We start from the raw sequence: 26,697 nt of genomic DNA, 5'->3' as shown, positions 1-26,697 counted from the left end.
CGTTTTGCGGGTTAGCCGTCCCGGAGCCGGATCGCCGCGCGGCCCGTCGCCGGGGTGTGTTCCAACACCACGTAACGGCTGAGGGCGGCGAGGGCGACGAGGCAACCGCCCATCTCCAGGCCCTCCTCCACGAGGGTTCCCAGCATGAGGACTGTGCTGTGACCGCCGTCGAGCGCCCACCCGTTGAACGCCTCGGTCACCAACGCCCCGCCCAGATAGACCGCGAGGGCGCCCAGCAGCCCGTATCGCAGGTCACGCGGAAGCTTCCGCGCCCACACCACGGCACACACAGTGCCTGCCACCGCGAGGACCGCGCCTGGCAACACCCAGGCGTGCGTGGGCAGCGAACCCCCGGCCCACTCCTTCCACGACCGGCCGACCTCACCGAGCCGCTCGTGCCACGAGACCGTCTCGTCGATGCTGAGCAGCGCCGTCGCGGCGGCGAGCCCCAGCCAGGACAGCCGCCCGGGGCGCGCCCCGCGCCCGCTGAGCAGCGCGGCGGTCAGCGCCATGCCGGCGACGGCCAGCAGCAGTGTGCTGTTCCACCAGGTGGCGAGGTTGGCCTCGACGTCCACGTTCACCAGCCTGCGGACGGTCGGGATGGGGTCGTAGTGGTTGTACGCGCGCGTGGCGAGATCGGCGAGGAGCAAGGACGCGGTGGCGCCTGCGGCGAACCATAAGACGCGGTGGGAGCGGGACGAGGGTCTCGCGAGGCCACCCACCATCCGGCCGCGGGTTTGAGAATCGGTCATGCGTACGAAGATTAGCCGCTCGGCCGGACGGCGGAGCAAGGGTGGCGCGCCTTACGGAGCCCTCTCCAGCGACGCACTAGCGACGCGGCATCAACGACGTACTCGCGGCATTCCCAGGCCGATCCAGGAGATGATCTCGCGCTGGATCTCGTTGTTCCCGCCGCCGAACGTGAAGATCACCGCCGAGCGGTAGCCGCGTTCCAGCTCGCCGTGGAGGACCGCGCCCGCCGATCCCTCCTTCAGGGCGCCGGCCGCGCCGACGACCTCCATGAGCCAGGCGTACGCGTCGCGGCGCGCCTCGGAGCCGTAGACCTTGACGGCGGAGGCGTCCTGCGGGGTGAGGGTGCCTTCCTGGACGGCGTTCACCATCTGCCAGTTGAGAAGCTTCATCGCGTCGAGCTTGGTGTGGGTCATGGCGAGCCGCCCGCGGACCCAGGCGAGGTCGATGACACGGCGGCCGTCCGCCAGCTTCGTGTCCATGGCCCAGCGCTGCACGTTGTGGAGGGACCGGATGGCCATGGTGCCGTGGGCGGCGAGAGTGACGCGCTCGTGGTTGAGCTGGTTGGTGATCAGGCGCCAGCCCTTGTTCTCCTCGCCGACGCGACGGGAGACGGGGACGCGGACGTTCTCGTAGTAGCTGGCGGTGGTGTCGTGCGAGGCGAGTGTGTTGATGAGGGTGCAGGAGTAGCCCGGGTCGTTCGTCGGGACCAGGAGCATGGTGATGCCCTTGTGGAGCGGGACGCCTTCTTCGGGTGTGGCGGTGCGGACGGCGAGCCAGACCCAGTCCGCGGTGTCGCCGTTGGTGGTCCAGATCTTCTGCCCGTTGACGACGTACTCGTCGCCTTCCCTGACCGCCTTGGTCTTCAGCGAGGCGAGGTCCGTGCCGGCGTCGGGTTCGCTGTAGCCGATGGCGAAGTCGAGTTCACCGGAGAGGATCCGGGGCAGGAAGTACGCCTTCTGCTCGTCCGTGCCGAACTGCATGATGGTCGGGCCGACGGTGTTGAGGGCCATGAGGGGCAGCGGGACGCCCGCCTGCGCCGCCTCGTCGAAGAAGATGAACTGTTCCATGGGCGAGAGCCCGCGGCCGCCGTACTCCTCCGGCCAGCCGACCCCGAGCCACCCGTCCGTCCCCAGGCGCCGGATGGTCTTCCGGTAGAACCGTTTCTGAGCGGCCGGTTCGCCGTAGCGCGCATAGGAATTGTCCGGCACCAGTTCGGCGAAGTACGCGCGCAGTTCGGTGCGCAACTGCTGCTGTTCAGGCGTGTATTCGAGATGCACGGCCCCTCCAGGCTCTACTGGCTCACTGCTCGGATCGTTCCGCCGGCTCGGATCGCTCGGTCCCGACCTGACGGCGCACACAGTAGAACCCGTTGCAGAAATAGGGAATGGGCGGTGCTCAGCTCTGCGAAGGACCCCCTGCGGGACGGAGGCGGCGCAGGGTTCGGATCAGCAGCGGGGGCAGCAGCGCGCACTGGAGGGCGACCGCCAGCCAGAAGAGGCTCGCGTGGCCGGCGCGTTCGGCCCAGGCATAGCCCTCGCCTCCCGCGATGCCGCTGGCGAACGCGCCGATTCCGGCCGCCATGCGCTGGCGGCCGAAGACCACAGCGGGTGAACGGGCGGACCCGGCCAGGGCTTCGAGGTCGTTCTTGAGGAAGAGGACGACCTCGCCGAGGCAGATGAGCAGGGCTCCGGCCAGGATGGCGGCGGGGTGGCCGAGGGCTAGAGCGGCCATGCCGGTGGCCAGCGCCGTGAAGCCGACGCGCAGGGCGCGGGGGTAGGGCAGGTCGGCTATCCAGTCCGACAGGAGGGGCTGGGTGACGACGAGCAGCAGGGCGTAGAGCGCGAGGACGAGGCTGTAGAAGAGCGTTGAGGTCCTGCCCACCACGTAGATCGCGAGGTAGTGCTGGAAGAACATGAAGACGTACACGCTCAGCACGGTGATCGCGAAGGGGAGGGACAGGAGGGACGGCGGGTGCGGCCCGCCACCCGTGCGCTCTCCGCCTGGCTGCTCCACACCTACCTGCCCCGCACCTGCCCCCTCTGCCGCTTTCCGCCCGTCGTCCGGCGTCTCCACGGGCAGCAGCGCGTGCCCCGCCGTGATCAGCGCGAAAAGGACCGTCACGGCGGTGAAGAGCCCTGCCGAAGCCGTGAGTATGAACGGCGCGGCGGCTATGGGGCCCAGCGCGATCCCGGCGTTGAGGGCGGAGCTGCTCGCGGACAGCAGCAGCGGGCGGCGTATCTCCCCCACGTCGTGCACCAAGTACGCCTTGTTGGCGGGCAGATAGAGCGCGGCCCCGCAGGAGACGAGGAACAGCGCGGTGATCGCCGCCGCCGGTCGGCTCAGTCCCGGCAGGAAGGCGGCGAAGCCGGCGGTGCGGACCAGCAGCGCGAGCAGCATGGTGCGCTGCAGGCCGATGCGTTCGGCGATGGCGGCACCGACGACACCGCCGGAGAACTGCACGAACGACGCGACGGCGAGCACCGCACCGACGGTGCCGAGCCCCATGCCAAGCCGTTCGTGCAGCAGGACCGACATGAAGGGCAGCACGGCGAAGCTGCCCAGGGGTATGAGGAACGAACCGGCCAGCAGGAAGTACTGCGGGCCGGTGAGCTCCGTGAACCGTGCGAGGCGGGAGTCCGGCCGCCCGGGCGGCTTCCGCGACGGCGCCTCCGTCATCCCCGGTCGTCGGCAGCGAAGGTCGGCCGTATGCTCCCGGCGGCGCTGAGCGCCCGGTGCAGGGCGAGCTCGGCGGTGTCGCCCTCGGCCAAGAGGATGCCGGTGCAGCCGCGTTGGTCGCTCAGGTGCTCCACGCGTCGGCCGGGGACGGCGGTGGGATACCACTCGGGCGAGCCGGGGAAGGCGGAAAGGCCGTCGAGCCCGGTCCAACCGGTGAGGGTGCCGGGGCGGTCGGGGTAGACGAGCACGAACGCCGTGGCCGGGCCAGGAGTGCGATGCCCGGCAGCGACGGCGTCCAGCAGCGCGGGGCGCCGGCCAAGCGCCACGTCGACCATGGCGTCGTAGACATTCGTGCGCAGGGCGCGGCACAGGGCCTCGCCGACGAGCGCGCCGCCGATGCGGCGGTTGATCTCCACCAGCTCCGGGCCGTCCGCGGTGAGGACGAACTCGACATGTGCGAAGCCGTTGTCGTGGCCCGCGGCAGCCAGCACACGCCCCACCCAGTTCTCGATCAGGGCGAGTTCGGGCTGCGGGAAGGCGACGGGGAAGGCCGCAGCCTCCTCGCGGACGGAGGGCTCGGGTGACATCTGGCGGCTGAGGACGCCGAGCAGCCTGGTCTCGCCCTCCCAGCCGAGGGTTTCCGCGCTGTAGACCGGTCCGGAGAAGAACCCTTCTGCGAACAGCCTTCCAGTGAAGGCGCGTTGGGACGCCTCGGCGAGTGCCGTACGGAGCTGCCGCTCGTCGCGTACGGGCCAGACGTTGCGGGAGGAGGTGCCCGCGGAGTCCTTCAGGATGGCGGGCAGACCGACTGTACGGAGGATGTCGGCGGCCGCGGAGACATCCGCGGGAACGTCGACGGCACCGCTGCGGCTCAGCCCCCGCTCATGGAGGAGGGCACGCACCCGGCTCTTGTCGCGCAGCAGCCGGGCCGCGCTCGGGTCCGGTCCCGGCAGGCCGAACTTGGCCGCGAGGTCGGCGCCCGGGACGCCCCACCTGTCGGTCGAGTTGATGAGCCCCTTCAGGTCGGGCACGGCCGCCAGGGCGGCGGCACAGGCCGCGGTGTCGTCGGTGTCGAGGTCGACGATGTCGAGCGCCCCGGAGTCGAGGTGGGCGAGTTCGTGGCGGTAGACGTCACGGTCGCCGGTGAGCAGGCAGAGCCGGTGACCGGCGTTCCCTGCCGCCTCGACGAGGCGCCCCAGGCCGAAGGTGAGTGCTTCGAGTGCGGCGATGGTCACGGTGCCAGGTCCTCCTGGGACGGCACGCCGAACGGGGCCGTCGGCTGTGCGGGTACGGGCGGGTGCGCGGGTGCGGATGAGGGCGGCGCGGGTACAGACGACATGGGCGCCGGTACGGATGACGGGTGCGCCGGTGCGGCCGGTCGGCGTACGTCGTACCGCCTCCGGTTCCACTCCATCGCCGACCAGGGCGGGGCGAGGTCGCCGAGGTCGGCGATCTGGTGCGGCTTCAGGGTGCGCGGGTCGAGGGCCTCGCGGTGCCGGGCGAAGACGCGGTCGGTGTAGCGGTGGCCGGTGTCGGCGCCGATGACCAGGTGCGTGCGGCCGGGATCGCGGGCGGCCTCCCAGCCCGCGACGAGGTGGGCCGCGCCGGTGGAGAGACCGGCGAACACGGCGTGTTCCCGCAGCAGCCCCACGGCGCCCGCCATGGCGTGCCGGAAGTCGAGCCAGTGGAGGGTGTCGTAGAGATCGTGGTGGACGTTGTCGAAGGGGATGGAGCTGCCGATCCCGGCGATGATCGCCTCGGGGTCGCTGAACCCCTCGCTGCCGAAGGTGACGCTGCCGAAGGGCTGCACGCCCAGCAGGCGTACGTCGCGGCCGCGCCCGCGCAGCGCCTGGACGAGGCCGCCGCTGGAGGAGCCGGTGCCGACGGCGCCCACCACGGTCAGCGGCACATCCGGCAGCGCGCGGTCCACGAGCGCGGCGAACTCCCGGTAGCCGGTGTAGTGGACGGCGTCGTGGTACTGCCGCATCCAGTGCATGCCGGGCCGCTCGGCCATCAGCCGGCGGACGCGCCCGACCCGGCCCTCCTGGTCGAGCCGCAGGTCCTTCGACGGCGGCATCTGGTCCACGGTGGCGCCGAGGACTTCCAGTTGGGCGCGCATCGTGGCGTCGACGGTGGTGGAGGCGACGATGTGGCAGTTCAGTCCGTAGCGGTGGCAGGCCATGGCCAGGGCCAGTGCGTAGATGCCGCTGGAGCTGTCCACGAGGGTCTGGCCGGGTTTCACGGTCCCGCGCTCCAGCAGCGTGCGGACCGCGCCGAGGGCGGCGTAGACCTTGAGGGTCTCGAAGCGGGCGAGCACGACGTTGTCGGAGAGCCGCAGCAGGTCGGGCGCTTTGATCGCGTCGGTGATGTGGTCGTGGACCGGGGCGGGCGCGGTGCTGACCGGCGCGGGGGCGGCGCTGTCGGCGGGGTGTGTGAGAGTCACGTCGCCGTCACCGCCCGACCGAGCGCAGGTAGCGGCCCAGATCCTCGGCGCCCGTGACGTTGCGCGGGCCGCTGACGACGTCGCCGTACGACATCACGTGGAAGCGGTTGTTCTTCACCGCGGGGACGGATTTCAGGGACGGCAGCGACTTGAGGTAGGAGATCTTCTCCTTCGCGGGCTGGTCCGCGTAGTCGACGATCACGATGACGTCGGGCTTGGCCTTGATGACCGGCTCCCAGCCCACCGTCGTCCACCCCTTCTCGAGGTCACCGAAGACATTGGTGCCGCCCGCGGCGGTGATGATGCTGTCCGGTGCGGCGTGCCGGCCTGCGGTGAACGGCTGGTCGGTGCCCGAGTCGTAGACGAACACCTTGGCCGGGTCGCCCTTGTCGGGCCACGTCTTCTTCACCGCGGCGACGCGGTTCTTGAGGTCGCCGACGAGCTTGTCGGCCCGCTTCTCGACCCCGAAGATCTTGCCGAGGTTGTCCAGGTCCGTGTAGAGCGCCTGGAGCGGTGACACATCACGGTAACCGGCGTTCTTCTTGCCGTAGTCCCAGCAGGTCTCCGTGTGCAGGTAGCTGGCGACGCCGACCTTGTCGAGCAGGGCGGGGGTGATGCCGCGCTCCTCACTGAAGCCGGAGTTCCAGCCCGCGAGCACCCAGTCGGCGTTGGCGTCGACGACGATCTCCCGGGTGATGCGCTCGGTGCCGAGCCGCTCGACCTCGGTGTACTTCTCGCGCCAGGGCGAGCCCTTGATGGCGGGGTCGCCGAGCTTGTTCATGACGTATCCGCGCATACGGCCCGCGAGTCCCAGGGCGAACATCTTCTCCGCGCCGCTCACGTCGTAGGCGACCGCCCGCTCGGGACGGGTGTACGTGACGTCCTTGCCGCAGTTGGAGACGGTGACGGTGTCGGGCTTGCCGTCCGCCGCCTTCTGTTCGACCTCGGCGCCGCAGCCGGCGGTCAGCACGAGCCCGGTGGCCAGCAGCCCTGCGGCGAGGGCTCGGGGAAACGGTGGTCTGGTCACGAGTGTGGTCCTTCCGGGAAAGCGTCGGCGGAGGCCGGTGGTTCAGCGGGAGCCAGGGGCTCGGTGGGGGCGGGGACGGCGGTCGGGTTCGGGATGGCGGTGGGGGCCGGAGCGAGGTCGTAGAGCAGTTGGGGGATTCCGGTACGCGGGTGGGGTACGACGTCCGCGTCGACGCCGAACACCTTCCGCACCAGTTCCGGGGTCAGGACCTCGGCGGGGGCGCCCGATGAGACCAGGCAGCCGCCGCCGAGCACGGCGATGCGGTCGCAGACCTGGGCCGCCAGGTTGAGGTCGTGCAGCGCGGTCAGCACGGTCAGGCCGGAGCCGCGCAGGAAGGACAGGAGCTCCACCTGGTGCCGTACGTCGAGGTGGTTCGTCGGTTCGTCGAGGACGAGGAGGCGGGGTTCCTGGGCCAGGGCACGCGCGACGAGCACCCGCTGCCGCTCCCCGCCGGAGAGGCTCAGGACGCTGCGGTCCGCGAGGTGGGAGACGTCCAGCCGGTCCATGGCCTGGCGGCACAGCTCCCGCTCGTGGCCGGTCAGCGGATGGTTGCCCTGGGCGTGCGGGGCGCGGCCGAGGGCGACGACCTCCTCGACGGTGAAGTCGAGTTCGGTGTGGCTCTCCTGGGTGAGGGCGGCGATCGAGCGGGCGCTGTCGCGCAGCTTCAGCGACGTCAGGTCGGTGCCGTCGAGCAGGACGGCTCCGGACGTCGGCTTCAGTGCCCGGTAGACGCAGCGCAGAGCGGTCGACTTGCCGCTTCCGTTGGGGCCGACGAGCCCGACGACCGAACCCGCGGCGACGTCGAGGCACAGCCGGTCGACGAGTGCGCGCCCGGCCGCCTCGACGGTCAGATCGTGCAGGGAGAGGACCATTCACCGGCCTCCGAACAGATAGCCGCGGCGGCGCATCAGGACGACGAACACCGGCACCCCGATCAGCGCCGTGATCACGCCGAGCGGCAGCTCCTCGGGCGCGAACGCCGTACGCGCCACCAGGTCGACCCAGACCATGAAGCAGGCCCCGGCGAGGGGCGCGACGGCGAGCACCCGCCGGTGCGTGGAGCCGACCCAGATCCGCACCACGTGGGGCAGGACGAGGCCGACGAAGCCGATCGCGCCGCTCACCGCGACGATGAGACCGGTGACGGCCGCGGTGAGCACAAAGAGGCCGCGCCGCAGCGCGTCCGCGTCCACGCCGAGGCTGGCCGCGGTCTCGTCGCCGAGCGACAGCACGTCCAGGGACCGGCTGTGCCGCAGCAGCACCACGACGGCGGTCAGCACCGCCGCGGTGACCAGGGGCAGGGACTCCCAGGTCGCCGACCCTAGGCTGCCGAGGAGCCAGAAGAGCACGGTCCGCGCGGCCTGCCCGTTCGGCGCGAGGAACACCAGGACGCTCATCAACGCCTGGAAGCCGTACGCCAGCGCCACCCCGGTCAGCACGAGGCGCAGCGGTGTCAGCCCCGTCGGACCGCGCGCGGCCAGATACACGAGGACCGTCGCGCCGAGGGCCCCGAGGAACGCGGCGGCCGACAGGGCGTAGACGCCGAGCCCGGCGAAGATCCCGAAGACGACGACCCCGGTCGCTCCCACCGAGGCCCCGGACGAGATGCCCAGCACGAACGGGTCAGCGAGGGCGTTGCGCACCAGCGCCTGGATGGCGACGCCCACGACGGAGAGGCCGGCCCCCACGACCGCGGCGAGCAGCACCCGCGGGGTGCGCACGTGCCAGACGATGGAGTAACCCGTCACCTCGTCCGCCCCGATGCCGCCGCCGGTGAGGGCCGCGGTCAGGAAGTGCACGACGTCGCCGAGCGGTACGACGGTCGGTCCCAGCGCGATGCCCGCCAGGACGGACACCACGAGCGTCACGGAGAGCGCAACCAGCGTGGTCAGCAGCCGGCCGCGCCCCGCGGCGGGACGGTCCTCCGCGGGGTGGTCCTCGGGTCCCGGGCGTGGTGTGCCGCGCGAGCGGGCGGCGCGGCCCGGGGTCGGCGTCGCGGATGCGGCCTCGGTCATGAAGTCCCCTCGTTCACGTGCGAGTCGGCGGACGCGTCGGGCTCGACTGCGTCCACCGACCAGTAGTCGGCCGCGACCGCGTCAAAGTTCCCGGGTGTTCGCGGGCAGTTCGGGGCGGATGCCGCTCACCACCAGGCGCTTCGAGTGGTTGTCGTAGGGCCCGCCGTCGAAGTCGCCGTAACAGCGCACGTCGGTGAAGCCGGCCGCCTCGAAGAGCGCGCGCAGCTCGGCCGCGCTGTAGAGGAAGGAGGTGAGGGACGACTCGCGCGCCTCCCCGTCCCGGACCAGCGTCCAGTCGGTGCGCAGCCGGGTCCAGCTGTCCAGGATGGTGTCGCGCTGCACGACGTACGCCCCGCCGTCGAGTTCGACGAGCTGCGGCCGGCCGATCCAGCCGGCGATGACCTCCTTGCCCATCACGTCGACGAGGAGCCGTCCGCCCGGTACGAGGGAGTCGTGGGCGTTGCGCAGCACGCGCTCGTTGTCGTGCGGGTCGTCGAAGTAGCCGAACGAGGTGAAGAGGTTGAGCACCACGTCGTACGTCTCCGGCTCGACGTGGGTGAGCATGTCCGCCCGCACGAGCCTGACGTCGACGTCGGCGGCCGCGCACGCCGCCTCGGCCTGTTTCAGCATGGCCGCGCTGAGGTCGACCCCGGTCACCGCGCAGCCGCGGCGGGCCAGCGGCACCAGATAGAGGCCGGGCCCGCAGCACAGGTCGAGCACCCGGGTGCCGGCCGGGAAGTCGAGCAGCGGCGCCCCGGTGACCAAGGTCTCGACCTCCGCGCGCCTGCGCTCGGAGAACATGGTCTCGGAGAAGTCCGACCAGAATCCGTCGTCCTCGTACCAGTGCATACAGCTGCTACCTCGTTCCACTGCGTGGTGCGCGCGGGGTGCGCGGGGCTCTGGTGCAGTGGTCGGACGGAGAGCCGTTCTGGTTCCCGGCGAGTCGGTGGCCGCGTGATTGCGGCGGCCGCGGAGACTCCGGTGCTCAGCCCAGTGTCGTCAGGAATGCTCAGCCCAGTGTCGTCAGGAAGTCGTCGCACGCCTTCGCGCAGCGGCGGCAGGCGTCGGCGCAGCGGGCCGACGTGGAGTCGAGGTCGCAGAGGGAGGCGCACTGGAGACAGATCTCGCGGCACCACTCGACCTGCATGCGGATCCGTTGCTCGTCCTGGTCCGCCTGTTCGGCGAGGATGCGGGACGTCGCGTCGCACACGTCCGCGCAGGCGGTGTTGAGCCGGGGCCCGCCCGCGCACGCCTCCGGGCCCTGGCGCATGGCGCAGGCGCGTACGCAGTCCTCGCAAGCCTGCGCGCAGGCGAAGCGGTCCTCCAGATAGCGGACGAGGTCCTGGTGGCTCAGCTCCTCCCGCTCCCTCGTCGACGGGGCTGCGGGCACGGTCGTGGCTGTCACGGGGACCCCCTCCCTTCGGTCCCGCACGGGTAGCCGCCGCGTGGTGGTTGAAACAACCGACCGTCTCGCGCGTCCCCGGCGGCGCCGCGGGCGCGGACCTGAGCCGTACTCCGAGTCGCTCCGTCTAGGTGTGCCGCGGTGGGCTCGTGCTCGCCCTGGGGACCAGTCGGGCGGCGGTGACCTGGCTGTTCTCGTCGGGTTCGCCGTCGACGGCGGCCAGCAGGGTGCGCGCGGCGCAGGCCCCGTACTCGGCGATGTCCCTTGTCAGGGCGGTGAGTTGCGGGCGGACGACCTGAGTGAACGGGGAGTCGTCCCAGGCGACCAGGGACAGGTCGCGCGGCACCTCCAGGTTCAGCTCCTGTGCGACGGAGAGGCCGGCGACCGCCATGATGTCGTTGTCGTAGACGATCGCCGACGGGCGTGCCGCGCCGATGAGGAGCTTGCGGGTGGCCCGGGCCCCTTCGTCGCCGGAGTAGTCCGTGTGCACCACGACGGGCGCGGGCAGACCGGCGTCGCGGCAGCCCGCCCCGAACGCGGCGTCGCGCACCGCCGTGTGCGCGAGCTTCGGCAGCCCCGCGACGCGCGCGATGTTCCGGTGCCCGAGAGCCGCCAGATAGGCGACGGTCTCGTGGATGCTCGCGCCGTCGTCGGACCAGACGGCGGGCACCGCGCCGGCCGCCTCAGGCGGGCCCAGTGCCACGGCGGGCAGGTCCATGGCCGTGAAGGCCGGTACGCGGATGTCGTCGTCGTGCAGGTCCACGAGGAGCGCGCCGTCCACCCGGCCCTCGCCCCACCAGCGGCGGTACAGCTCGATCTCGTCGTCGTGGCTGGTGACGGTCTGGAGCATGAGCGCGATGGATCGCGGCGCGAGTTCGGACTCGATGCCGCTGATCAGCTCCATGAAGAACGGCTCGACGCTGAGGGTGCGGGCGGGCCGGCACACGACCAGGCCCACCGCGCCGGCCTTCGCGCCGTTGAGGGCGCGCGCGGCGCTGCTCGGCCGCCAGCCCACATCCCGCGCGATGGCCTTGATCTTCGCCCGGGTCTGCTCGGAGACGCCCGGCTGGTCGTTGAGGGCGTAGGACACCGCGACCTTCGAGACGCCCGCGCTGCGCGCGATGTCCGCGATGGTCGGCCGTTTCATGCGCCCTCCTGCTGGACCGGTTCCGCACTTCGGCGGCCGACCTTACCGGCCGCCCGCCGAAGTCCGCTCATCCGGCCGCGGAACCGGGATTCAGGCGGTGGTGCAGGTCTTGCCGTTGAGGGCGAAGGTGCCCGGTGCGGTGTTGGACCCGGTGGAGGACCCGTTGAGGCCGAAGCTCACCGACCCGTCGGCGGGGATGATCCTCGTCCAGGCCTCGGGCGTGACGTGGACGCGGGTGCCGTCCTGGGTCGCCTTGGCGTTCCACACCGAGCGGATCTTCTGCTGCCCGGGGAAGGCGAAGTCCAGGCTCCATCCGTCGACCGGCTGCCGGGACGTGTTGCGGACGGTGATGTCGGCGTTGAAGGAGTCGCCCCAGTCGCTGAGGCGGTAGGTGACGGCGCAGGCGCCGCTCCCGCCGCCGTCTCCCGGGTCGCCGAAGACACCGGCCTCCTTGGCGGTGGCCTTGATGCCGTTGGCGCCGTCGAACAGGCGCTTGCCCCAGTCGGAGAGCTGGTTCGGGTCGAAGTTGCGTACCAGGTCCAGATACTCGACACCGCCGCCGTTGCCGCTCCAGGACCAGCCCAGGTAGCCGATGCCGTGGGACTGGGCGGTGGCCATGATGGCGCCCTCGTCGGGGTTGCCGTCGGAGTGCATGTCGCCGAACTCGCCGACCACGATGGGCAGTTCGGCCCGGACGAAGCGGTTCAGGTAGTCGCTGACCTCGGCCGGGGTGTCGTAGACGCCGTACATGTGGATGTCGAAGACGGTGTTCTTGTCCGGGTCGGCGGCGAAGACGCCGGCGGCGTTGTCCCGCATGGTGAAGGACCAGTCCTGCCCCCAGTTGGGGGCGTCGACCATCAGGGTGTGGTCGAGACCGCCGTCGCGCAGCCGGCCGATCGCGTTCTTGGTGGCATCGGTCCAGGCCGTGTAGTTGGTGTTGCCGAAGGGTTCGTTGCCGATGTTGACCAGGACGTACTTCTCCTGGCCGACGAGGGCGCCCTTGACGCTGAGCCAGTAGTCGACGGCCTCGGCCAGGGTGACGGCGGCGCTCGCCTCGCCGTAGCCGGTGGTGTCGTGGGCCTCCAGGACGCAGATGAGCCGGTTCTTCTTGCACTCGTCCACCACGTGGGCGACGTCGGCGGTGTCGTTCTTGGTCCACTGGTCGCCCGTGCTCAGCACGACACGTACGGAGTTGGCGCCCTTGGCCTTGATGTCCTTCAGTGCCTGGTCGGTCCTGCCGGGATACCAGGCGTGGGCGTGATTGACGCCCCGCATCACGAACTCATCGCCGTTGGCGTCCAGCAGCCGCCCGTCCTGGATGTGGAAGCCGGGGGCCGGGGCGGCGTGGGCGGTGTGGGTGACCTCGGTGGCTTGAGCGGCCTGGGTGGCTTGAGCGTTCGGAGTGGCAGTGAGGAGAGAAGCGCAGGCAACGAGCAGGGCGCCTGCCGCGACGGCGGCTCGGGTACGTCTCATCTGGTGCTCCTGGTTCGATCGGGGCGCGTCCGACGATGGGCATGAGCGGTCCCCGGGCCCGGCGACGGCCACGACATTAGAGGCCACGAAAAACGAGCACAACGGTTCGGGCGGAACCGGTTAAGTTCGCACAGGCACGCCCCAGGAGCGGTACGTCGGAGGAGGCGCGACACAGGGGCGCGAAGGCGGCAGCAGAAGGCCGCAGAGACGAGGAAGGCCCCGCCGCGACGGGGGAGACACGGCGGGGCCCAACAGTCGAGTGCCCGCTACGGACGCGCTCACACCCGCGCGTCGTAATGCGTTCCGATTTCCTCGGTCCTGGCCGGCCGCGCGAGCCGCCGTCCGGTCACTGGCCTTCCTTCAGCTTGATGATCTTTCCGTCCTTGTCGAGCGTGTGGTCGCTCCAGTACGTGTCCCACTTGTCGCCCACATGCTCGGGAACCTTGCCCTCCGGGTAGCGGGCGTAGCCCTTCGGCGGCTCCTCCCCGTCGGGCTGGCACGCGGATCCGCTGCTGCCGACATGCAGGACCGGATACTCCCCGCCGCCGCAGATCGCATCCTCCGTGGAGCAGCCGGTCAGCAGCGCGGCGGCCGTCGCGCCCGCCAGCGCGAGCCCCACGAGTGATCGCGCCGATCCGCCGCCCATGGCCCGCCACGCCGGACGCGGACGCACTCGCGACACCGGACGAACTCGCATGCTGCCACTCACGGTCGGCTCCCTCTCCTCGATCACTTCAGCCTGTACGACCAGCTTGCGGGAGCCGCGCGGGTTGTTCATGAGTACCAGTACTCAGAGCGGCGTGTGCAGCCGAGGCGCCACGGTGAGCCACCTTGGCTCGATATGGCGTCACACAGGCACCACATCATGTGCCATGCTGGCGTCACAGCACTTTCGTACCGGAGGGGAACATCGATGCACAACGATTTGTCGACCGATTCCGTCAGCGGCTCGCCCGACCTTGTCGACAGCTTGCCGACGTCCCGCGCCAAGGGCTGCCCCTTCGATCCGCCCGCCGAACTGACGCGGCTGTGCGAGGAGCGTCCGCTCACCCGGCTGCGCTACCCCGACGGGCACATGGGCTGGCTGGCCACCGGCCACGCCGCCGCCCGCGCGGTCCTGAGCGACGCGCGCTTCAGCTCCCGCTATGAACTGCTGCACATACCCATGGCCACGGGGTTCACCGGTGAGCTGCCGCCCGCCCCCACGGGAGACCTCACGGGCATCGACGCGCCCGAGCACACCCGTTACCGGCGGCTGCTCGCCGGCAAGTTCACCGTGCGCCGCATGCGGCTGCTGACGGAACACGTCGAGCAGATCACCGCCGACCACCTCGACGCCATGGAACGACAGGGTCCCGTCCTCGACCTGCTGCAGGCGTACGCGCGGCCCATCCCGGCCCTCATGATCTGCGAGCTGCTCGGCGTGCCCTACGCCGACCAGGACCTGTTCCAACGGCACACCGAGACGGCCATGACGCTGAGCTCCACCGAGGAAGAGCGCTACGCGGCCATGACCGCGATCGACGACTACATGCGGGAACTCGTCCTGCGGAAGCGCGCCACCCCCACCGACGACCTGCTCAGCGATCTGACCGACAGCGACCTCACCGACGAGGAACTCACCGGCATCGGCGGTTTCCTGCTGGGCGCGGGGCTCGACACCACCGCCAACATGATCGCGCTCGGCACCTTCGCCCTGCTGACCCACCCGGACCAGCTCGACGCCCTGCGTGCCGAGCCCGAACTCGCCGACCGGGCCGTCGAGGAGCTGATGCGGTACGCGACCATCGCGCAGACCGGGGTGCGTGCCGCGCTGGAGGACGTCGAGGTGGAGGGCGAGCTGATCAGGAAGGGCGAGTCCGTCGCCGTGTCGATGGAGGCCGCCAACCGCGACCCGGCGAGGTTCCCCGACCCCCACGTGCTCGACCTGCGCCGCAAGGCGGGCGGACAGCTGGGCTTCGGCCACGGCGCCCACCAGTGCCTGGGCCAGCAACTGGCCCGCGTCGAGATGCGGGTGGCCTTTCCCGCCCTCGTCACCCGCTTCCCGACGCTGCGCCTCGCGGTCGCGCCCGAGGACGTACCGCTGCGCGAGGGCATGAACATCTTCGGAGTCCACGAACTCCCCGTCACCTGGGGCGAGTCGTAGGCAGCAGCCCGGCGCCCCGGGCGTGCGTCAGGAGAGCGTGCGCACCACGTCGCGCACCTGGCCCGCGACGGACTCCGGCAGCGGCGCGTAGTTCAGCCGGGACAGGTCCTTCTGTCCCGCCTTGCTCGCGGTGTAGGTCAGGAAGGACTTGAGCGCGGGCAGGGTCTCCTTGTGGTTCCCCTTGTCGCAGACGAGCTCATAGGTGACCTGGACGATCGGGTACGCGCCCGGAGTCCGGGCACCGTAACGGAACTTCAGCTTCATGTCCTTGCCCTCGCCCACGACCCGGGCGGCGGCCGCGATGCCGGCCGAGGCCGTCCTTGGCGTCGGCGCGACCGGCGCGGGCGCCCCCGTGTCGATGCTCACGGTCTTTATCTGCCGCGCCCGCGCGAAGGACAGCTCGAAGTAACCGATCGCGCCGAAGCCGGAGGTCACCGCGGAGGCGACACCGCTGGACCCGCTCGCGGACGCGCCGCCCGTGCCCTGCCAGGCCTTGCCCACCGGGTGGGGCCAGGCCGCGGGGGCCGCGCCCGCGAGGTAGGCCTGGAAGTTCTGCGTGGTGCCCGAGTCGTCGGACCGGTGCACGGGACGGATGGGCATGGCGGGCAGCTCGGCGCCGGGGTTGAGGCGCTGGATCGCCGGGTCGTCCCACGTGGTGATCTTCCGGTCGAAGATCTTGGCGAGGGTCGGGGCGTCCAGCACGAGGTCGGTCACGCCGGGCACGTCGTAGCCGATCGCGATGGGCCCGCCGACCATGGGCAGGTCGATGGCCCGCCCGCCCCGGCAGACAGCCTTCGAACGCTCCACCTCGTCGGGCTTCAACGCGCTGTCGGAACCGCCGAACGCGGTCGCGCCCCGGAGGAACTGCGCGCCGCCCGCACCGGATCCGATCGGGTTGTACGCGATCCGCACGCCCGGACACGCGGCCTGATAGTTCTTGATCCAGTACTTCATCGCGTTCTGCTGGGCGCTCGACCCGGTCCCCTGGACCTTGCCCGCGGCGGCACAGTCGATCCCCGCGACGGCGGCGGCATCGGCGGACGACGCCCCGCCCCCGTCCTCACCGCTGTCCCCGAGGACACCGCATCCCGTCAGTGACAGCGACAGCAGAGCCGTCAGGGAGACCGCGGTGCGCGCTCTCCCTCCTTGGTACGTACGTCCTGGACGTGGGCGTTGCAACGTTGTCCCCTCGGGGTACCGCGAAATGGATCTCGACCGGACCTCAGATGTTCGCCGATTCACGACGTCGCCGGGTGAATCCAGAGCGAACATCGGACGACACCCCGTGGTACGGAGATCGACCGGTAGCCTGAACATGACGCAGTGTGAGGTATTGCGGCCACTTGGGACACAATGCCCGCATGAACTTACCTGACCAGCTCACTCCCGTACCCGGCGCCGACGGGCTCTTTCTCTGGGCTCCTGAGGGCGCGGGCCGTTGGGGATACGCCAACTGTCTCTGGATCGTCTCCGGCTCCGACGCGGCAGTCGTCGACACCCCCTACGACGGGTTGTTGACCGAGGCGATGATCGCTGCGGCCCGGCCCCGGCTCGGCGACCGGACCGTGCGGACCGTGGTCAACACGCACGCGAACGGAGACCACACCTTCGGCAACCACCTGTTCCCCGGAGCGGAGATCATCGCCACCCGCGCGGGCAGTGACCACCTGCACCACGAGCCGGCCCCGCAGCAGATGCACGCACTCGTGCAGCAGTCACCGCCCGACACCCCTCTGGGCCGTTACCTGCGGGACCACTTCGGCGTCTTCGACTTCACGTCGGCCCGGCTGACCGAGCCCACCCTCACCTTCTCCGGCCGGTACACGTTCACCGTGGGAGACAAGGAGGTGGAGCTGCACGAGGTGGGGCCCGCGCACCACGTCGGCGACCTCGTGGTCCGCATCGGGGACGTCGTCTGCACCGGCGACGTCTTCTTCCACGGCGACCACCCGCCGCACTGGGCGGGACCGCTGCAGAACATCATCGACGCGTGTGAACTCGTCCTCGGCTTCGACCCGCGTGTCGTCATTCCCGGCCACGGGCCGCGGACCGATCAGGCCGGCCTCGAAGAGCACCTGGTCTACCTCCGCACCGTGCAACGCGAAGTCCGGCTGCGCTTCGAGGCCGGGATGACCGCGGAGAAGGCGATGGACGACCTGTCGCAGCAGGACTTCTACCCTCACCTGGGAATGCCCGAGCGCCTCATGATCGTGACCGCTCTCGAGTACAGCCACCTCCGTGGCGACGCGTCTCCTCCCGGTGTGCTCGAACTCGCCGACCAGGCGGCGGCCTGGGCGTACCAGTAGTCCATCGTCGGCCCATCGTCCTTCAGCCACTCGGAAGCCCCGCCTCCGTTGTCGGCCGGCGCTGGCTAGGCTTGTCCCGGACGAGCTGTGATCGCACGGGGGCCGACACGTTGTGATGCGAGGAGAACGGACAAGTGCAGCCGGACGGGCAGGACTTACAGGGGTGGGCGCCGATGCATGGGGTCTGGCGGACGGTCGTCGAGGGAGTCACGGGCTCGATGGCCTACATGGCCGACCGGCGCTGGAACGTCGTGGCGTGCAACGCCGAGTTCGAAGGGCTCTTCCCGGACGGCCGGGCGCCGTCCAACATCATGCGGTGGATGCTGCTGGACGACCGGGCCCGTGAGGGCACGCTGCTGAACTGGGCCGAGGACTGGGCGCGGGGAGCCTGCCCGGCACTCAGGCAGGCCGTCACGGACCACCCGGCCGACCCCGAACTCGTCGAGCTGGCCAGCGACGTGCGATTCGACCCCGTCGCCGGACCCATCTACCTGGCGACCGCGGCCTCGCGCGCCGTGCACCCCGACGGGGCCGTGCGCCAGGTGGACCACGCCTCGCACGGTCCTGGATGGGTGATCGTGACCGCCGCGAACACCCTCCCGGACATCGACGCGCGGTTCGTGATGATGCGGTTCCGGCCGGGCGCGGTCCGCCCTCAACAGCCCCCGCCCCTGAGGGCCGCACACGCGTCGTCGCATCCGGGCGCCCTCACCGGCACGCCTGTCCCTTCCGGGAGTTGAGACGCCCGGCCGCACGAGCACGCGCTGTCGAGTCGGTGCGCCCGTCGCGTCCGTCGGCCGTCACGGGTGGCTCACAGCGGCCCGCCCCCGAGGAGCTGCCCCCCGTCCACGACGAGCGTCTCGCCGGTGATCCAGCGTGCGCCGTCGCCCGCGAGGAACGCCACGGCCTCCCCCAGGTCCTCGGGTTCGCCGATGCGGCCGAGCGGGGTGGCCGCGGCGACCCGCGCCTCGTTCTCCTGCCACAGCGCCTCGGCCAGCCTGGTGCGGACGACGCCGGGCGCGATGGCGTTCACCCGGACCTTCGGGCCCAGTTCCAGGGCGAGTTGCTTGGTGAGGTGGATGAGCGCGGCCTTGGAGACGTGGTAGATCCCGACGTCCTGGGCGACCGAGAGCCCGCCGATGGAGGCGGTGTTGACGACGGACCCGCCGTGCTCCCCCATCCACGCCTTCACCGCGAGCGACGTCCACAGGATCGGCGCCCACAGGTTGACGTCCATCGTCTTGGCGAAGCGGCCGTGGTCCTGGTCGATGACCGGGCCGTACGCGGGGTTCGTACCGGCGTTGTTGACCAGGATGTCGAGGCTGCCGTAGGTCGCGACGGTGTGGTCGACGCAGGCGCGCGCGGCGGCCTCGTCGGTGGCGTGGGCGCCGAACCCCGCGACGGTGCCGCCCAGTTGGGCGGCCGCCTCCTGGGCGCGTTCCTCGCTGCGCGAGGTGATCACGACCTGCGCCCCGCGGTCGCGCAGGGCGACGGCCGCCGCGAGGCCGATGCCGCGTGACGCGCCGGTGACGACGGCGACCCTGCCGTCCAGCGGGCCGCTCATCGCGCGTTCCGCTCGGTCTCGCGGCGCCGCAGCTCGCGCAGTGCGATGGTGCGCTTGTGCACCTCGTCGGGGCCGTCGGCGAGGCGCAGGGTGCGCAGATGGGCGTACATGCTCGCGAGCGGGAAGTCGTCGCTGACGCCTCCGCCGCCGTGCACCTGGATCGCCCGGTCGACGACCTTCAGCGCCACCTCGGGAGCGGCGATCTTGATGGCGGCGATCTCCGTGCGGGCTTCCTTGTTGCCGACGGTGTCCATCAGGTGTGCGGCCTTCAGGGTCAGCAGGCGCGCCATGTCGATCTCGACGCGGGATTCGGCGATCCAGTCCTGGATGTTGGCCCGGTCGGCGAGCGGCGCGCCGAACGTCGTGCGTGACTGGGCGCGGTCGATCATCAGGTCGAGGGCGCGCTCGGCCATGCCGATGGTGCGCATGCAGTGGTGGATGCGGCCGGGCCCGAGCCTCGCCTGACTGATCATGAAACCGTCGCCCTCGCCCGCGAGCAGGGCGGTCCTCGGGACACGTACGTCCTCGAAGAGCACCTCGGCGTGGCCCTCACGGTCCTGGTAGCCGAAGACCGGCAGATTGCGCAGGACCGTGACGCCCGGGGTATCGAGCGGGACGACCATCATGCTCTGCTGCCGGTGGCTCGGCCCGTCGGGGTCGGTCTTGCCCATGACAATGAGCACCCGGCAGTTCTTGTGCAGGGCGTTGGAGGTCCACCACTTGCGGCCGTTGAGGACGTAGTCGTCGCCGTCGCGGACCATCCGCATCTCGATGTTGCGGGCGTCCGAGCTGGCGACGGCGGGCTCGGTCATCGCGAACGCGGACGCGATCTCGCCGGCGAGCAGCGGCTTCAGCCACTTCTCCTTGTGCTCCTCGGTGCCGAAGAGCGTGAGGACCTCCATGTTGCCGGTGTCCGGGGCGTTGCAGTTGGTGGCCTCGGGGGCGAGGTGCGCGCTGCGGCCCATGATCTCGGCCAGCGTCGCGTACTCCAGGTTGGTCAGGCCGGGGCCCCACTCCGGATGCGGGTGGAAGAGGTTCCACAGGCCCTGCTTCCGCGCCTCGGCCTTGAGCTCTTCCAGGACCGGCGGGTGGAAGTGCGGATCGCCCGACTCCGCCATCTGCGCCTCGTACACCGCCTCGGCGGGGTAGACGTGCTCGGCCATGAAGGCGAGCAGCCGCTCCTGGTACTCCTTGGCCCTGTCGGTCACGTCGAACACGCGTCGTCCTCCCATTGCGCCATGGCTCGCCTCGGATGCCGTCAACGTATTTGAATCCGGGTTCAACTTCAAGGGTCGTGGCGGCACCGGCCGCGGGGCGGCCTGTATGTTTGAATCCAACGTCAAGTTCGATAATTTTGACGGAGGTTCCGCACATGCCGACACACATCCCGATCGCCGAGTGGGAGCGCGTCGCGACGCGCGAGGTCACCTCCGGCGACATCACCCTCCGGGTCTACGACCACGGCGACGCACGACCGGGCAAGCCCCTTGTGGTGCTGTGCCACGGCTTTCCCGAGCTGGCGTTCTCCTGGCGGCACCAGATCTTCGCGCTGGCACGGGCGGGGTACCGCGTCCTGGCCCCCGACATGCGGGGTTACGGCGGAAGCTCCCGTCCCGCCGACATCGACGCGTACGACATCCTGACGCTCTGCGGCGACCTGACCGCGGTGCTCGACGACGTGGGCGCGGACGACGCCGTCTTCGTGGGGCACGACTGGGGTGCCATGGTCGTCTGGCAGCTGGCCCTGGCCCACCCGGAGCGGGTGCGCGCGGTGGCCGGGATGAGCGTGCCGGTGTCACCGCGGCCCCCGGTGCCGCCGCTGCCGATCCTGCGCAAGCGCCTCGGCGACGACTTCTACATGGTGTGGTTCCAGGAGCCCGGCGTCGCGGACGCGGCCCTGCACCGGAACGTACGCAGGACACTCACCGCGAAGGAGATCTACTCCGCCCGCTGGGCCGAGCAGGAGGACGAGCAGGCGCCGCCCCCGCCGTGGCTCGACGCCGACGAACTCGCCTACTACGTCGACACGTTCGAGCGGACGGGGTTCACCGGCGGCCTCAACTACTACCGCAACCTCGACCGCAACTGGGAGCTCACCGAGCACCTCGCCGACCGGCGTGTCACGCAGCCCTCGCTGTTCGTCACGGGTTCCAAGGACCCCGTCGGGCAGTTCATGCCCGCGAAGGATCTCGACCGGATGCTGACCGACCAACGCGGCCACATCGTGCTCGACGGCGCCGGCCACTGGATCCAGCAGCAGCGCCCCGACGACGTGAACGCCGCGCTCCTCGAATTCCTCTCGACGGTCGGCTGATAGCATCCGCTGCCACCGATACGTACAGGTTCGACCGACAGTGAATGGATCGCAGTGGCTGCCCAGGCCCCGGCCGCAGACGGCGGTCAGAAGCAACCGATCACGCCCCGCAGCGCCCGCGGCGTCAGGACGCGCAACGCCCTGATCGCCGCCGCGCGCGAGGTCTTCGAGCGCGACGGCTACCTGGACGCCCGCATCACGGACATCTCCAAGGCGGCACACGTCGCCTCCGGGTCGTTCTACACGTACTTCAACAGCAAGGAAGAGATCTTCCAGGCGCTCGTCGAGCAGGTGCAGGAGGAGATGCTCCACCCGCACCTGCGCGAGCGCACCGGCATCACCGACCCCCGTGAGCTCATCGACGCGTCGAACCGCGAGTACCTGCGCGCGTACAAGAAGAACGCCAGGCTCATGGCGCTGTTCGAGCAAGTCGCCCAGGTCGACGAGCAGTTCATGGCGTTGCGCATCGAGCGGGGCAACGCCTTCGCCCGGCGCAACGCCAAGCTGATCCGGACCCTCCAGGAGAACGGCCAGGCCGACACCGATCTGGATCCGCTCATCACCGCGCACGCCCTGTCCGTGATGGTGAGCCGCATGGCCTATATGGTCTTCGTGCTCGGGCAGCGCATCCCGTACGAGCGGCTCGTCACGACGCTCAACACCATCTGGGCCAACGGCCTGCGGCTGCGGGACCCTGCACCGCCCGGGACCTGACCGACGAGGGCTGCCCGGCGCCTCGTCACCAGCCGCGCGCCGACTCCAGCAGGTGGTCCCTGACCAGGGCGACGTGCGGATTCTCCGAGGAGCCGGGCCGCTGGACGAGATAGCCGGTGTTGATGGGCGGGTCGTCCGGGTCGTTCAGCAGGATCAGGGCCCCCGAAGCGAGTTCGTCGAGGCACAGATAGCGCGGCAGCACGCTGAAGCCGACGCCGCCGACGACGGCACCCTTGACCGCGCGCAGGTCGGGCATGGTGACGGCGGGCTTGCAGACCAGGCGCTTGCCGAAGACGTGCCGCCAGTAGCGGCGGACGATGGGCAGGTCCTCGGCGTACGCCACCAGGGGGACGCCGTGCAGCGCCGCGGGCCCGTCGGCGGCGATGCGCGCGGGCCCGCCGATCCGCTCCGCCCAGGCCGCCGAGGTGACCAGGACGAACTCCTCGTCGGCCAGGGGGACGGCGGCCAGCGCCCGGCCGCGGGGCCGGGCCGTGGCGATCAGCAGGTCGTGCCGGCCCGCCCGCGTCTCCTCCAGGAGCTCCTCCGTCAGGCCGGTCGCGATCCGCAGCAGCACGCCCTTCTCCACCAGCGGCGCGAGACGGGGCAGCACGCAGTGGGAGAGGAGTTCCGCCGGGCCCGCCACATGGACCGGCTCGGCGGAGCCGTCGCCGCCGTGGCCCGCGACCTCGGCGAGGGCGTCCAGGGGGTCGACGACGCGGGACGCCAGCTCGTCGGCGAAGGGGGCCGGGGCCGCGCCGCGCGGCAGCCGCTCGAACAGCTCCCGGTCGAGCTGTCGCTCCAGGGAGCGGATCTGCGCGGTGACCGTGGGCTGCGACAGGCCCAGGAGACGTGCGGCCGCGGTGAAGGACCCGGAACGGTACACCGCCAGGAACGTGCGCAGCTGATTCAGGTCCAGCGGCGCGGCGCCCGGCACACCGCCCGGGGCCTCCTCCGCGGGCTCTCCCTCGGCATTCCCATTCCTCTTTCCCATGCTCAGGAGGTTACGGGTGCTCAGGAGGTTACGGGTGCTCAGGAGGTCAAGGGGTGACCAGGGGGCGCACGTCTTCCGTGACGAAGCGGATGAACCCCTCCGGGTCCGGTTCGTCGGCAGTGGGCTGCAGGACGACCGTGTCGGCGCCCGCCTCGGTCATCTCCCGGACGGCCTTCGCGACGGCCTCGGCGTCCCCGGCGACTCCGAGACCGGCCACTCCGTCCAGGCCTTCACTCCGCTGCTCGGCACGCAGCCGGGCCTCGGCGTCGGGCCCGGTCGCGGTGAGCAGGTAGACCACCACGGGGTGCGCCCCGTCGCGTCCGGCCGACTCCCTCCCCTCCGCGATGAGCCGGCGGGCCCGGCGCACCCCGTCCGGAGCCGTGCTCGCGTCCAGGACGGTGCCGTCGGCGGCCTCTCCGGTGAGCCGCACCGAGCGAGGGCCGCGCGCACCGGCATAGACCGCGGGGGCCGACGCGGGCGGCCAGTCGAGCGCGACGTCGTCGAGGTGGACGTACCGCCCCCGCGTCGTGACGCGTTCGCCGGCCAGCAGGGCACGCATCGCGTCGAGGTGCTCGCGCAGCAGGGTCAGCGGCGACTCGGCCCGCGCGCCCACCTGCCCCATCCAGTCCTGCACCCCGTGCCCGACGCCGAGCATGACGCGGCCAGGGAACAGCCGGTGCAGCGTGGCCGCCTCCATCGTGGTGAGAGCGACGTTCCGCAGCGGCACCGGCAGCAGGCCGACCCCCACCCGCAGCCGCTCGGACCACGCGAGGGCGGCGGCCGCGGTCGCGATGCCGCTCTCCAGGAAGCAGTCCTCCCAGAGCCACAGCTCGTCGAGGCCCGCGTCCTCTGCCGTGCGCACCATGGCACGCAGGCGCTCGGGGGGAAGCTGGGGACGGAACACCACGCCGAGAGTCGTCATGACGCCTTCCTACCCCGCTCCTCGCCGGAGATCAACAGCCGCTCCCGGTAAGGGTTGTGGTGTACCAGGCCCTTACCTGAGGGTGATCGTCATGATCCAGCCCACCGAACAGATCACCGACCTGTCGTACGACCAACTCACCTTGTCCCGTACCGGGGTTCGGCAGGCGGTCGAGGCCGACCTTCCCGAGCTCGTACGCCTGCGGGCGCTGCTCTTCGAGACCCTTGGCGGGGAGTACTTCAACCCCTCGGCGGACGGGGACGACTGGCGCCGCGACCTCGCAGCGGTACTGAAGGAGAAGCTGCATACGGACGCCGCGCGCATTCTCGTTGTGGACGGTGAACACGGCCTCGCCGCCTGCGGCATCGGCACCGTCGAACAGTGGTTCCCCGGCCCGCACAACCGCAACGGCCGGGTCGGCCACGTGATCGGCGTGGTCACCGACCCCGCGTACCGCCGACGCGGCCACAGCCGCGCGATCATGCGGGCACTGCTCGACTGGTTCCGCGTGCAGGAGGCCTCCCGCGTCGATTTGTACGCGTCGACCGGAGGGGAACCGCTGTACCGGGACCTCGGTTTCGTCGACCACCCCGACCCCGCGCTGTACTGGCGCCCCTGAAAACGGGGCGGACGCCGTCAAAGGGATACCGGGCGACGCCCCTCCGCAGCATGATGTGAGGGAGGCGAAACGGGGGTGTCGCCATGGCTGTCCGCTCCGGTTCGGGCGCCGTAGAGGTGCCGGTCTGGGCCTTTGCCGTCATCGGGTTCGTCCTGGTGTTGGGGTTGTTCTTCGGGATACGGGGGGTCGCGTCGCCCGATGGCGGGGCGCGGGGAGGCGGGGGGAGCTCCGCGGGCGGGAGCACCGGTACGGATACGGGCACCGTCGGCGGTGGCACGGGCACCACGGGCGGGGGCGACACGACGGGCGGGACAACGGGTGGGCCCTCGGACGGATCGACGGGCGGATCGACGGACGGGTCCTGGCAGACCGGTGGCGGGGACGGCGGCACGAACGGAAACCAGGGCGGCGACGGCGACCGGGACGGTGGCGGAAACCGCGGGGACGGGAAGCCGCCCGGTTGGCTCCCGTGGGGGCCCAAGTCGCCGAACACCGACGAGGTACTCGAGCCGGACAGCGCCTACGACCTGCTCCAGCGTGGCGAGTGCCGTCAGGCGTACGAGGCCGCGACCGACCCCGGCAAGCAGCCCGACGGCTCGGCGACCCCGCAGTCCTGGAAGGTCATCGAGGGGCTTGCCGGGATCTGCAAGGCCGCCCATGGCGAGAGGCAGGGGCTGAACATCGCGGCGAAAGCCGAAGCGGGGCTGCGCGCGGCCGGATACCGGCCCGCGAACACCGACCAGTTGTGCAAGGACGGGGACGCCTTGGCGGTCCTGCGACGCTTCGTCGCCCACTACCAACGCCACCCCGCCGAACAAGTGGTGCTGCGCCCCGCCCCGGCGGGCGCCGCAGCGTGCGGCAACAAGATCTCCGCCACGGACGCGAGCGTCGCGCCGGGCTCGTCGATCGGCTTCTACGGCACCTGGCCCGACGCGCCGGCCGCCGTGGAACTGCGCGCCGCGGAGCTGACGAACCCGATCTCCCTGGAGCCCTTCGGCGACGAGGACGACAAGACCAGGTGCTGCAAGGACGGGACTGTATCGGTGGACCTTCCGGGACCCGACCGTTTTGAGGGGCGGCGCCCGACGGTCATCGATGTGACGCTGGTGACGAAGAGCGGCGCCAGGGTGACGAAGCGGGCGGCGTTCACCCTCGACTGGAGCGGCGTCCCGCAGCCTCCCTCAGCCGCGTCACCGTCCTCGGCGTCGCCCACGTCCGCGCCGTCCCGATGAGTGGGCCTCCGGAACCGGATCCGGAACCCGAACCGGAACCGCCCGCCGACCCTGACCCAGCACCCCGGCCCTCCCCCGCCCCGGAGCCCTCCCCCACCCCAGAGCCCACCCCACCCCCCTCCCAGCCCCCCATCGGCTGGCTGGAGCTCGTCGGCGCCATCGGCTCCCTCGTCACCCTGCTGACCGCCGTCCTCTTCTACTTCGGCTGGGCGAGCACCGACGCCGAGACCAAGGCGCTCGGGCTGCGCGACACCGTCTTCCACTTCTCGACCAGCGACTACCTGCTGCGCAGCGTCGGCGCCCTCTACCTCCCGGCCTGGTTCGCGGCAGGCATCGCGCTCGGCACGCTCGGAGTGCTCCGCTGGGCGGCGGGCGCACCGGAACGGCTCGCCCGCGCCGTGCGCGTGCTGCGGTTCGCGTGGGCGGTGCCCCTCGCCCTCGTACCGCTGTATCCGCTCAACCCCTGGCTGTTCGACCTGCTGCTGCCGCTCGCCGCGATCGGCGGCTTCGCGCTCAACGCGTACGCCCGGACGCGTGACCGCCGGGACCTGCGGCTCTGGGGGCTCACCCTCTTCATCTGCGTCCTGTCGCTGTTCTGGGCCGTGTCGACGTACGCGGCGATCGCGGGCCGCGGCCGGGCGGAGCTGACCGAACGGACCCTGCGCAGCGACTTCCCGGCTGTCGCCGTCTTCAGCGAGAAGGATCTGATGATCCGCGGCGGCGGCAGCTGCTTCCGTCGCGTCACCGACAAGGGCAGCCAGTACGCGTACGAGTACGGCGGGCTGCGGCTGTTCCACGTCTCCGGAGACCGCGTCTTCCTGGTGCCCCGCTACTGGACGCCCGAGGACGGCACCCTCTACGTCCTCAAGGAGGGGCCGGGTCAACGCGTCGACCTGCTCAGCGGGACCGGTCACCGGGAGCGGGAGTGCCGGGGATAGCCAACCGGCGTGGCG

26 protein-coding genes are annotated in these 26,697 nt (G+C 71.1%); 8 read left to right on the top strand and 18 right to left on the bottom strand.

The annotated features are described in order from the left end of the window. Nucleotides 1-11 precede the first annotated feature (11 nt). The 13 genes from ACZ56E_RS03765 to ACZ56E_RS03705 all read right to left on the bottom strand — a co-directional run bounded on the left by ACZ56E_RS03765 (nt 12) and on the right by ACZ56E_RS03705 (nt 13,582). Nucleotides 12-752 (bottom strand): hypothetical protein, encoded by a 741-nt coding sequence (locus ACZ56E_RS03765; RefSeq protein ID WP_471210645.1) that lies wholly within the window; start codon nt 750-752, stop codon nt 12-14. A 90-nt stretch (nt 753-842) separates the two neighbouring features. Beyond that, complete coding sequence (locus ACZ56E_RS03760) at nt 843-2,030, bottom strand: acyl-CoA dehydrogenase family protein (RefSeq protein WP_471210642.1); 1,188 nt, start codon at nt 2,028-2,030, stop codon at nt 843-845. 118 nt (nt 2,031-2,148) lie between these two features. Then, nucleotides 2,149-3,429 (bottom strand): MFS transporter, encoded by a 1,281-nt coding sequence (locus ACZ56E_RS03755; RefSeq protein ID WP_471210639.1) that lies wholly within the window; start codon nt 3,427-3,429, stop codon nt 2,149-2,151. After that, entirely contained in the window at nt 3,426-4,664 is a 1,239-nt protein-coding gene (locus ACZ56E_RS03750; protein WP_471210638.1) for an ATP-grasp domain-containing protein, read from the bottom strand. Before ACZ56E_RS03750 ends, ACZ56E_RS03755 begins: the two co-directional genes overlap by 4 nt. Further along, nucleotides 4,661-5,872, bottom strand: a complete 1,212-nt coding sequence (locus ACZ56E_RS03745; protein ID WP_471210635.1) for a pyridoxal-phosphate dependent enzyme — start codon at nt 5,870-5,872, stop codon at nt 4,661-4,663. The genes ACZ56E_RS03750 and ACZ56E_RS03745 overlap by 4 nt, the downstream gene beginning before the upstream one ends. Before the next feature lie 7 nt (nt 5,873-5,879). Next, the gene (locus tag ACZ56E_RS03740) at nt 5,880-6,899 is read right to left on the bottom strand and encodes an ABC transporter substrate-binding protein (RefSeq protein WP_471210633.1); all 1,020 of its coding nucleotides are present in this window, start codon (nt 6,897-6,899) and stop codon (nt 5,880-5,882) included. Next, nucleotides 6,896-7,771 (bottom strand): ABC transporter ATP-binding protein, encoded by an 876-nt coding sequence (locus ACZ56E_RS03735; RefSeq protein ID WP_471210632.1) that lies wholly within the window; start codon nt 7,769-7,771, stop codon nt 6,896-6,898. The genes ACZ56E_RS03740 and ACZ56E_RS03735 overlap by 4 nt, the downstream gene beginning before the upstream one ends. After that, a complete protein-coding gene (locus ACZ56E_RS03730) occupies nt 7,772-8,914 on the bottom strand; it encodes a FecCD family ABC transporter permease (RefSeq protein ID WP_471210629.1) in 1,143 nt (380 codons plus the stop codon). It abuts the gene before it with no gap. 81 nt (nt 8,915-8,995) lie between these two features. Next, the gene (locus tag ACZ56E_RS03725; RefSeq protein WP_471210627.1) at nt 8,996-9,763 is read right to left on the bottom strand and encodes a class I SAM-dependent methyltransferase; all 768 of its coding nucleotides are present in this window, start codon (nt 9,761-9,763) and stop codon (nt 8,996-8,998) included. A gap of 160 nt (nt 9,764-9,923) precedes the next feature. After that, nucleotides 9,924-10,319 carry a four-helix bundle copper-binding protein gene (locus ACZ56E_RS03720; protein WP_471210625.1) on the bottom strand — a complete coding sequence of 132 codons (396 nt, stop codon included), beginning with the start codon at nt 10,317-10,319 and terminating at the stop codon, nt 9,924-9,926. 124 nt (nt 10,320-10,443) lie between these two features. Next, nucleotides 10,444-11,463 carry a LacI family DNA-binding transcriptional regulator gene (locus tag ACZ56E_RS03715; RefSeq protein ID WP_471210622.1) on the bottom strand — a complete coding sequence of 340 codons (1,020 nt, stop codon included), beginning with the start codon at nt 11,461-11,463 and terminating at the stop codon, nt 10,444-10,446. A 90-nt stretch (nt 11,464-11,553) separates the two neighbouring features. Beyond that, nucleotides 11,554-12,936: a cellulase family glycosylhydrolase gene (locus tag ACZ56E_RS03710; protein ID WP_471210620.1), complete on the bottom strand. Its 1,383-nt coding sequence runs from the start codon at nt 12,934-12,936 to the stop codon at nt 11,554-11,556. 346 nt (nt 12,937-13,282) lie between these two features. Next, nucleotides 13,283-13,582, bottom strand: coding sequence for an SCO0607 family lipoprotein (locus ACZ56E_RS03705; protein WP_468606886.1), 300 nt, complete (start codon nt 13,580-13,582; stop codon nt 13,283-13,285). 267 nt (nt 13,583-13,849) lie between these two features. On the opposite strand from ACZ56E_RS03705, the gene ACZ56E_RS03700 reads away from it, so the two are divergent. Continuing rightward, a complete protein-coding gene (locus ACZ56E_RS03700; protein WP_471210618.1) occupies nt 13,850-15,082 on the top strand; it encodes a cytochrome P450 in 1,233 nt (410 codons plus the stop codon). A gap of 27 nt (nt 15,083-15,109) precedes the next feature. Here ACZ56E_RS03700 and pstS read toward each other — a convergent pair whose 3' ends face one another. After that, on the bottom strand, nt 15,110-16,261 hold the full coding sequence (pstS, locus tag ACZ56E_RS03695; RefSeq protein WP_471210616.1) for a phosphate ABC transporter substrate-binding protein PstS: 1,152 nt from the start codon (nt 16,259-16,261) through the stop codon (nt 15,110-15,112). 182 nt (nt 16,262-16,443) lie between these two features. Here pstS and ACZ56E_RS03690 point away from each other — a divergent pair, with 182 nt between their 5' ends. Continuing rightward, nucleotides 16,444-17,388, top strand: coding sequence for an MBL fold metallo-hydrolase (locus ACZ56E_RS03690; protein WP_471210614.1), 945 nt, complete (start codon nt 16,444-16,446; stop codon nt 17,386-17,388). Nucleotides 17,389-17,561: 173 nt separating this feature from the next. Continuing rightward, complete coding sequence (locus ACZ56E_RS03685; RefSeq protein WP_471210611.1) at nt 17,562-18,128, top strand: MmyB family transcriptional regulator; 567 nt, start codon at nt 17,562-17,564, stop codon at nt 18,126-18,128. A gap of 71 nt (nt 18,129-18,199) precedes the next feature. On the opposite strand, the gene ACZ56E_RS03680 is transcribed toward ACZ56E_RS03685, so the two are convergent. Both ACZ56E_RS03680 and ACZ56E_RS03675 read right to left on the bottom strand, forming a co-directional pair. After that, nucleotides 18,200-18,952 carry an SDR family oxidoreductase gene (locus ACZ56E_RS03680; protein ID WP_471210609.1) on the bottom strand — a complete coding sequence of 251 codons (753 nt, stop codon included), beginning with the start codon at nt 18,950-18,952 and terminating at the stop codon, nt 18,200-18,202. After that, complete coding sequence (locus tag ACZ56E_RS03675) at nt 18,949-20,184, bottom strand: acyl-CoA dehydrogenase family protein (RefSeq protein WP_471210607.1); 1,236 nt, start codon at nt 20,182-20,184, stop codon at nt 18,949-18,951. The genes ACZ56E_RS03680 and ACZ56E_RS03675 overlap by 4 nt, the downstream gene beginning before the upstream one ends. Before the next feature lie 140 nt (nt 20,185-20,324). Between ACZ56E_RS03675 and ACZ56E_RS03670 the strand changes: the two genes are divergently transcribed. Next, nucleotides 20,325-21,266 (top strand): alpha/beta fold hydrolase, encoded by a 942-nt coding sequence (locus tag ACZ56E_RS03670; RefSeq protein ID WP_471210604.1) that lies wholly within the window; start codon nt 20,325-20,327, stop codon nt 21,264-21,266. A 54-nt stretch (nt 21,267-21,320) separates the two neighbouring features. Further along, entirely contained in the window at nt 21,321-21,980 is a 660-nt protein-coding gene (locus ACZ56E_RS03665; protein ID WP_468606483.1) for a TetR/AcrR family transcriptional regulator, read from the top strand. A gap of 25 nt (nt 21,981-22,005) precedes the next feature. Here ACZ56E_RS03665 and ACZ56E_RS03660 read toward each other — a convergent pair whose 3' ends face one another. Both ACZ56E_RS03660 and ACZ56E_RS03655 read right to left on the bottom strand, forming a co-directional pair. Beyond that, on the bottom strand, nt 22,006-22,971 hold the full coding sequence (locus ACZ56E_RS03660) for a LysR family transcriptional regulator (RefSeq protein WP_471210602.1): 966 nt from the start codon (nt 22,969-22,971) through the stop codon (nt 22,006-22,008). A gap of 46 nt (nt 22,972-23,017) precedes the next feature. Next, entirely contained in the window at nt 23,018-23,893 is an 876-nt protein-coding gene (locus tag ACZ56E_RS03655; protein WP_471210600.1) for an LLM class flavin-dependent oxidoreductase, read from the bottom strand. Between the two features lie 91 nt (nt 23,894-23,984). On the opposite strand from ACZ56E_RS03655, the gene ACZ56E_RS03650 reads away from it, so the two are divergent. The 3 genes from ACZ56E_RS03650 to ACZ56E_RS03640 all read left to right on the top strand — a co-directional run bounded on the left by ACZ56E_RS03650 (nt 23,985) and on the right by ACZ56E_RS03640 (nt 26,682). Further along, nucleotides 23,985-24,512, top strand: a complete 528-nt coding sequence (locus ACZ56E_RS03650) for a GNAT family N-acetyltransferase (protein WP_471210598.1) — start codon at nt 23,985-23,987, stop codon at nt 24,510-24,512. 83 nt (nt 24,513-24,595) lie between these two features. After that, nucleotides 24,596-25,744 carry a hypothetical protein gene (locus ACZ56E_RS03645; RefSeq protein WP_471210596.1) on the top strand — a complete coding sequence of 383 codons (1,149 nt, stop codon included), beginning with the start codon at nt 24,596-24,598 and terminating at the stop codon, nt 25,742-25,744. After that, complete coding sequence (locus ACZ56E_RS03640) at nt 25,741-26,682, top strand: hypothetical protein (protein WP_471210593.1); 942 nt, start codon at nt 25,741-25,743, stop codon at nt 26,680-26,682. Before ACZ56E_RS03645 ends, ACZ56E_RS03640 begins: the two co-directional genes overlap by 4 nt. Nucleotides 26,683-26,697 lie beyond the last annotated feature (15 nt).

It is taken from the genome of Streptomyces sp. NPDC039480 (assembly GCF_055597165.1).
The sequence above is the reverse complement of the archived record's forward strand: the minus strand, read 5'-3'. Positions and strand labels throughout refer to the sequence as shown.

Excerpts from the sequence above, each read along its gene's own strand:
- ACZ56E_RS03765 (WP_471210645.1), bottom strand. The coding sequence starts at position 752 with ATGACCGATTCTCAAACCCGCGGCCGGATGGTGGGTGGCCTCGCGAGA.
- ACZ56E_RS03755 (WP_471210639.1), bottom strand. The coding sequence starts at position 3,429 with ATGACGGAGGCGCCGTCGCGGAAGCCGCCCGGGCGGCCGGACTCCCGC.
- ACZ56E_RS03735 (WP_471210632.1), bottom strand. The coding sequence starts at position 7,771 with ATGGTCCTCTCCCTGCACGATCTGACCGTCGAGGCGGCCGGGCGCGCA.
- ACZ56E_RS03730 (WP_471210629.1), bottom strand. The coding sequence starts at position 8,914 with ATGACCGAGGCCGCATCCGCGACGCCGACCCCGGGCCGCGCCGCCCGC.
- ACZ56E_RS03725 (WP_471210627.1), bottom strand. The coding sequence starts at position 9,763 with ATGCACTGGTACGAGGACGACGGATTCTGGTCGGACTTCTCCGAGACC.
- ACZ56E_RS03715 (WP_471210622.1), bottom strand. The coding sequence starts at position 11,463 with ATGAAACGGCCGACCATCGCGGACATCGCGCGCAGCGCGGGCGTCTCG.
- ACZ56E_RS03710 (WP_471210620.1), bottom strand. The coding sequence starts at position 12,936 with ATGAGACGTACCCGAGCCGCCGTCGCGGCAGGCGCCCTGCTCGTTGCC.
- ACZ56E_RS03705 (WP_468606886.1), bottom strand. The coding sequence starts at position 13,582 with ATGGGCGGCGGATCGGCGCGATCACTCGTGGGGCTCGCGCTGGCGGGC.
- ACZ56E_RS03700 (WP_471210618.1), top strand. The coding sequence starts at position 13,850 with ATGCACAACGATTTGTCGACCGATTCCGTCAGCGGCTCGCCCGACCTT.
- ACZ56E_RS03690 (WP_471210614.1), top strand. The coding sequence starts at position 16,444 with ATGAACTTACCTGACCAGCTCACTCCCGTACCCGGCGCCGACGGGCTC.
- ACZ56E_RS03685 (WP_471210611.1), top strand. The coding sequence starts at position 17,562 with ATGCATGGGGTCTGGCGGACGGTCGTCGAGGGAGTCACGGGCTCGATG.
- ACZ56E_RS03680 (WP_471210609.1), bottom strand. The coding sequence starts at position 18,952 with ATGAGCGGCCCGCTGGACGGCAGGGTCGCCGTCGTCACCGGCGCGTCA.
- ACZ56E_RS03675 (WP_471210607.1), bottom strand. The coding sequence starts at position 20,184 with ATGGGAGGACGACGCGTGTTCGACGTGACCGACAGGGCCAAGGAGTAC.
- ACZ56E_RS03670 (WP_471210604.1), top strand. The coding sequence starts at position 20,325 with ATGCCGACACACATCCCGATCGCCGAGTGGGAGCGCGTCGCGACGCGC.
- ACZ56E_RS03660 (WP_471210602.1), bottom strand. The coding sequence starts at position 22,971 with ATGGGAAAGAGGAATGGGAATGCCGAGGGAGAGCCCGCGGAGGAGGCC.
- ACZ56E_RS03655 (WP_471210600.1), bottom strand. The coding sequence starts at position 23,893 with ATGACGACTCTCGGCGTGGTGTTCCGTCCCCAGCTTCCCCCCGAGCGC.
- ACZ56E_RS03650 (WP_471210598.1), top strand. The coding sequence starts at position 23,985 with ATGATCCAGCCCACCGAACAGATCACCGACCTGTCGTACGACCAACTC.
- ACZ56E_RS03645 (WP_471210596.1), top strand. The coding sequence starts at position 24,596 with ATGGCTGTCCGCTCCGGTTCGGGCGCCGTAGAGGTGCCGGTCTGGGCC.
- ACZ56E_RS03640 (WP_471210593.1), top strand. The coding sequence starts at position 25,741 with ATGAGTGGGCCTCCGGAACCGGATCCGGAACCCGAACCGGAACCGCCC.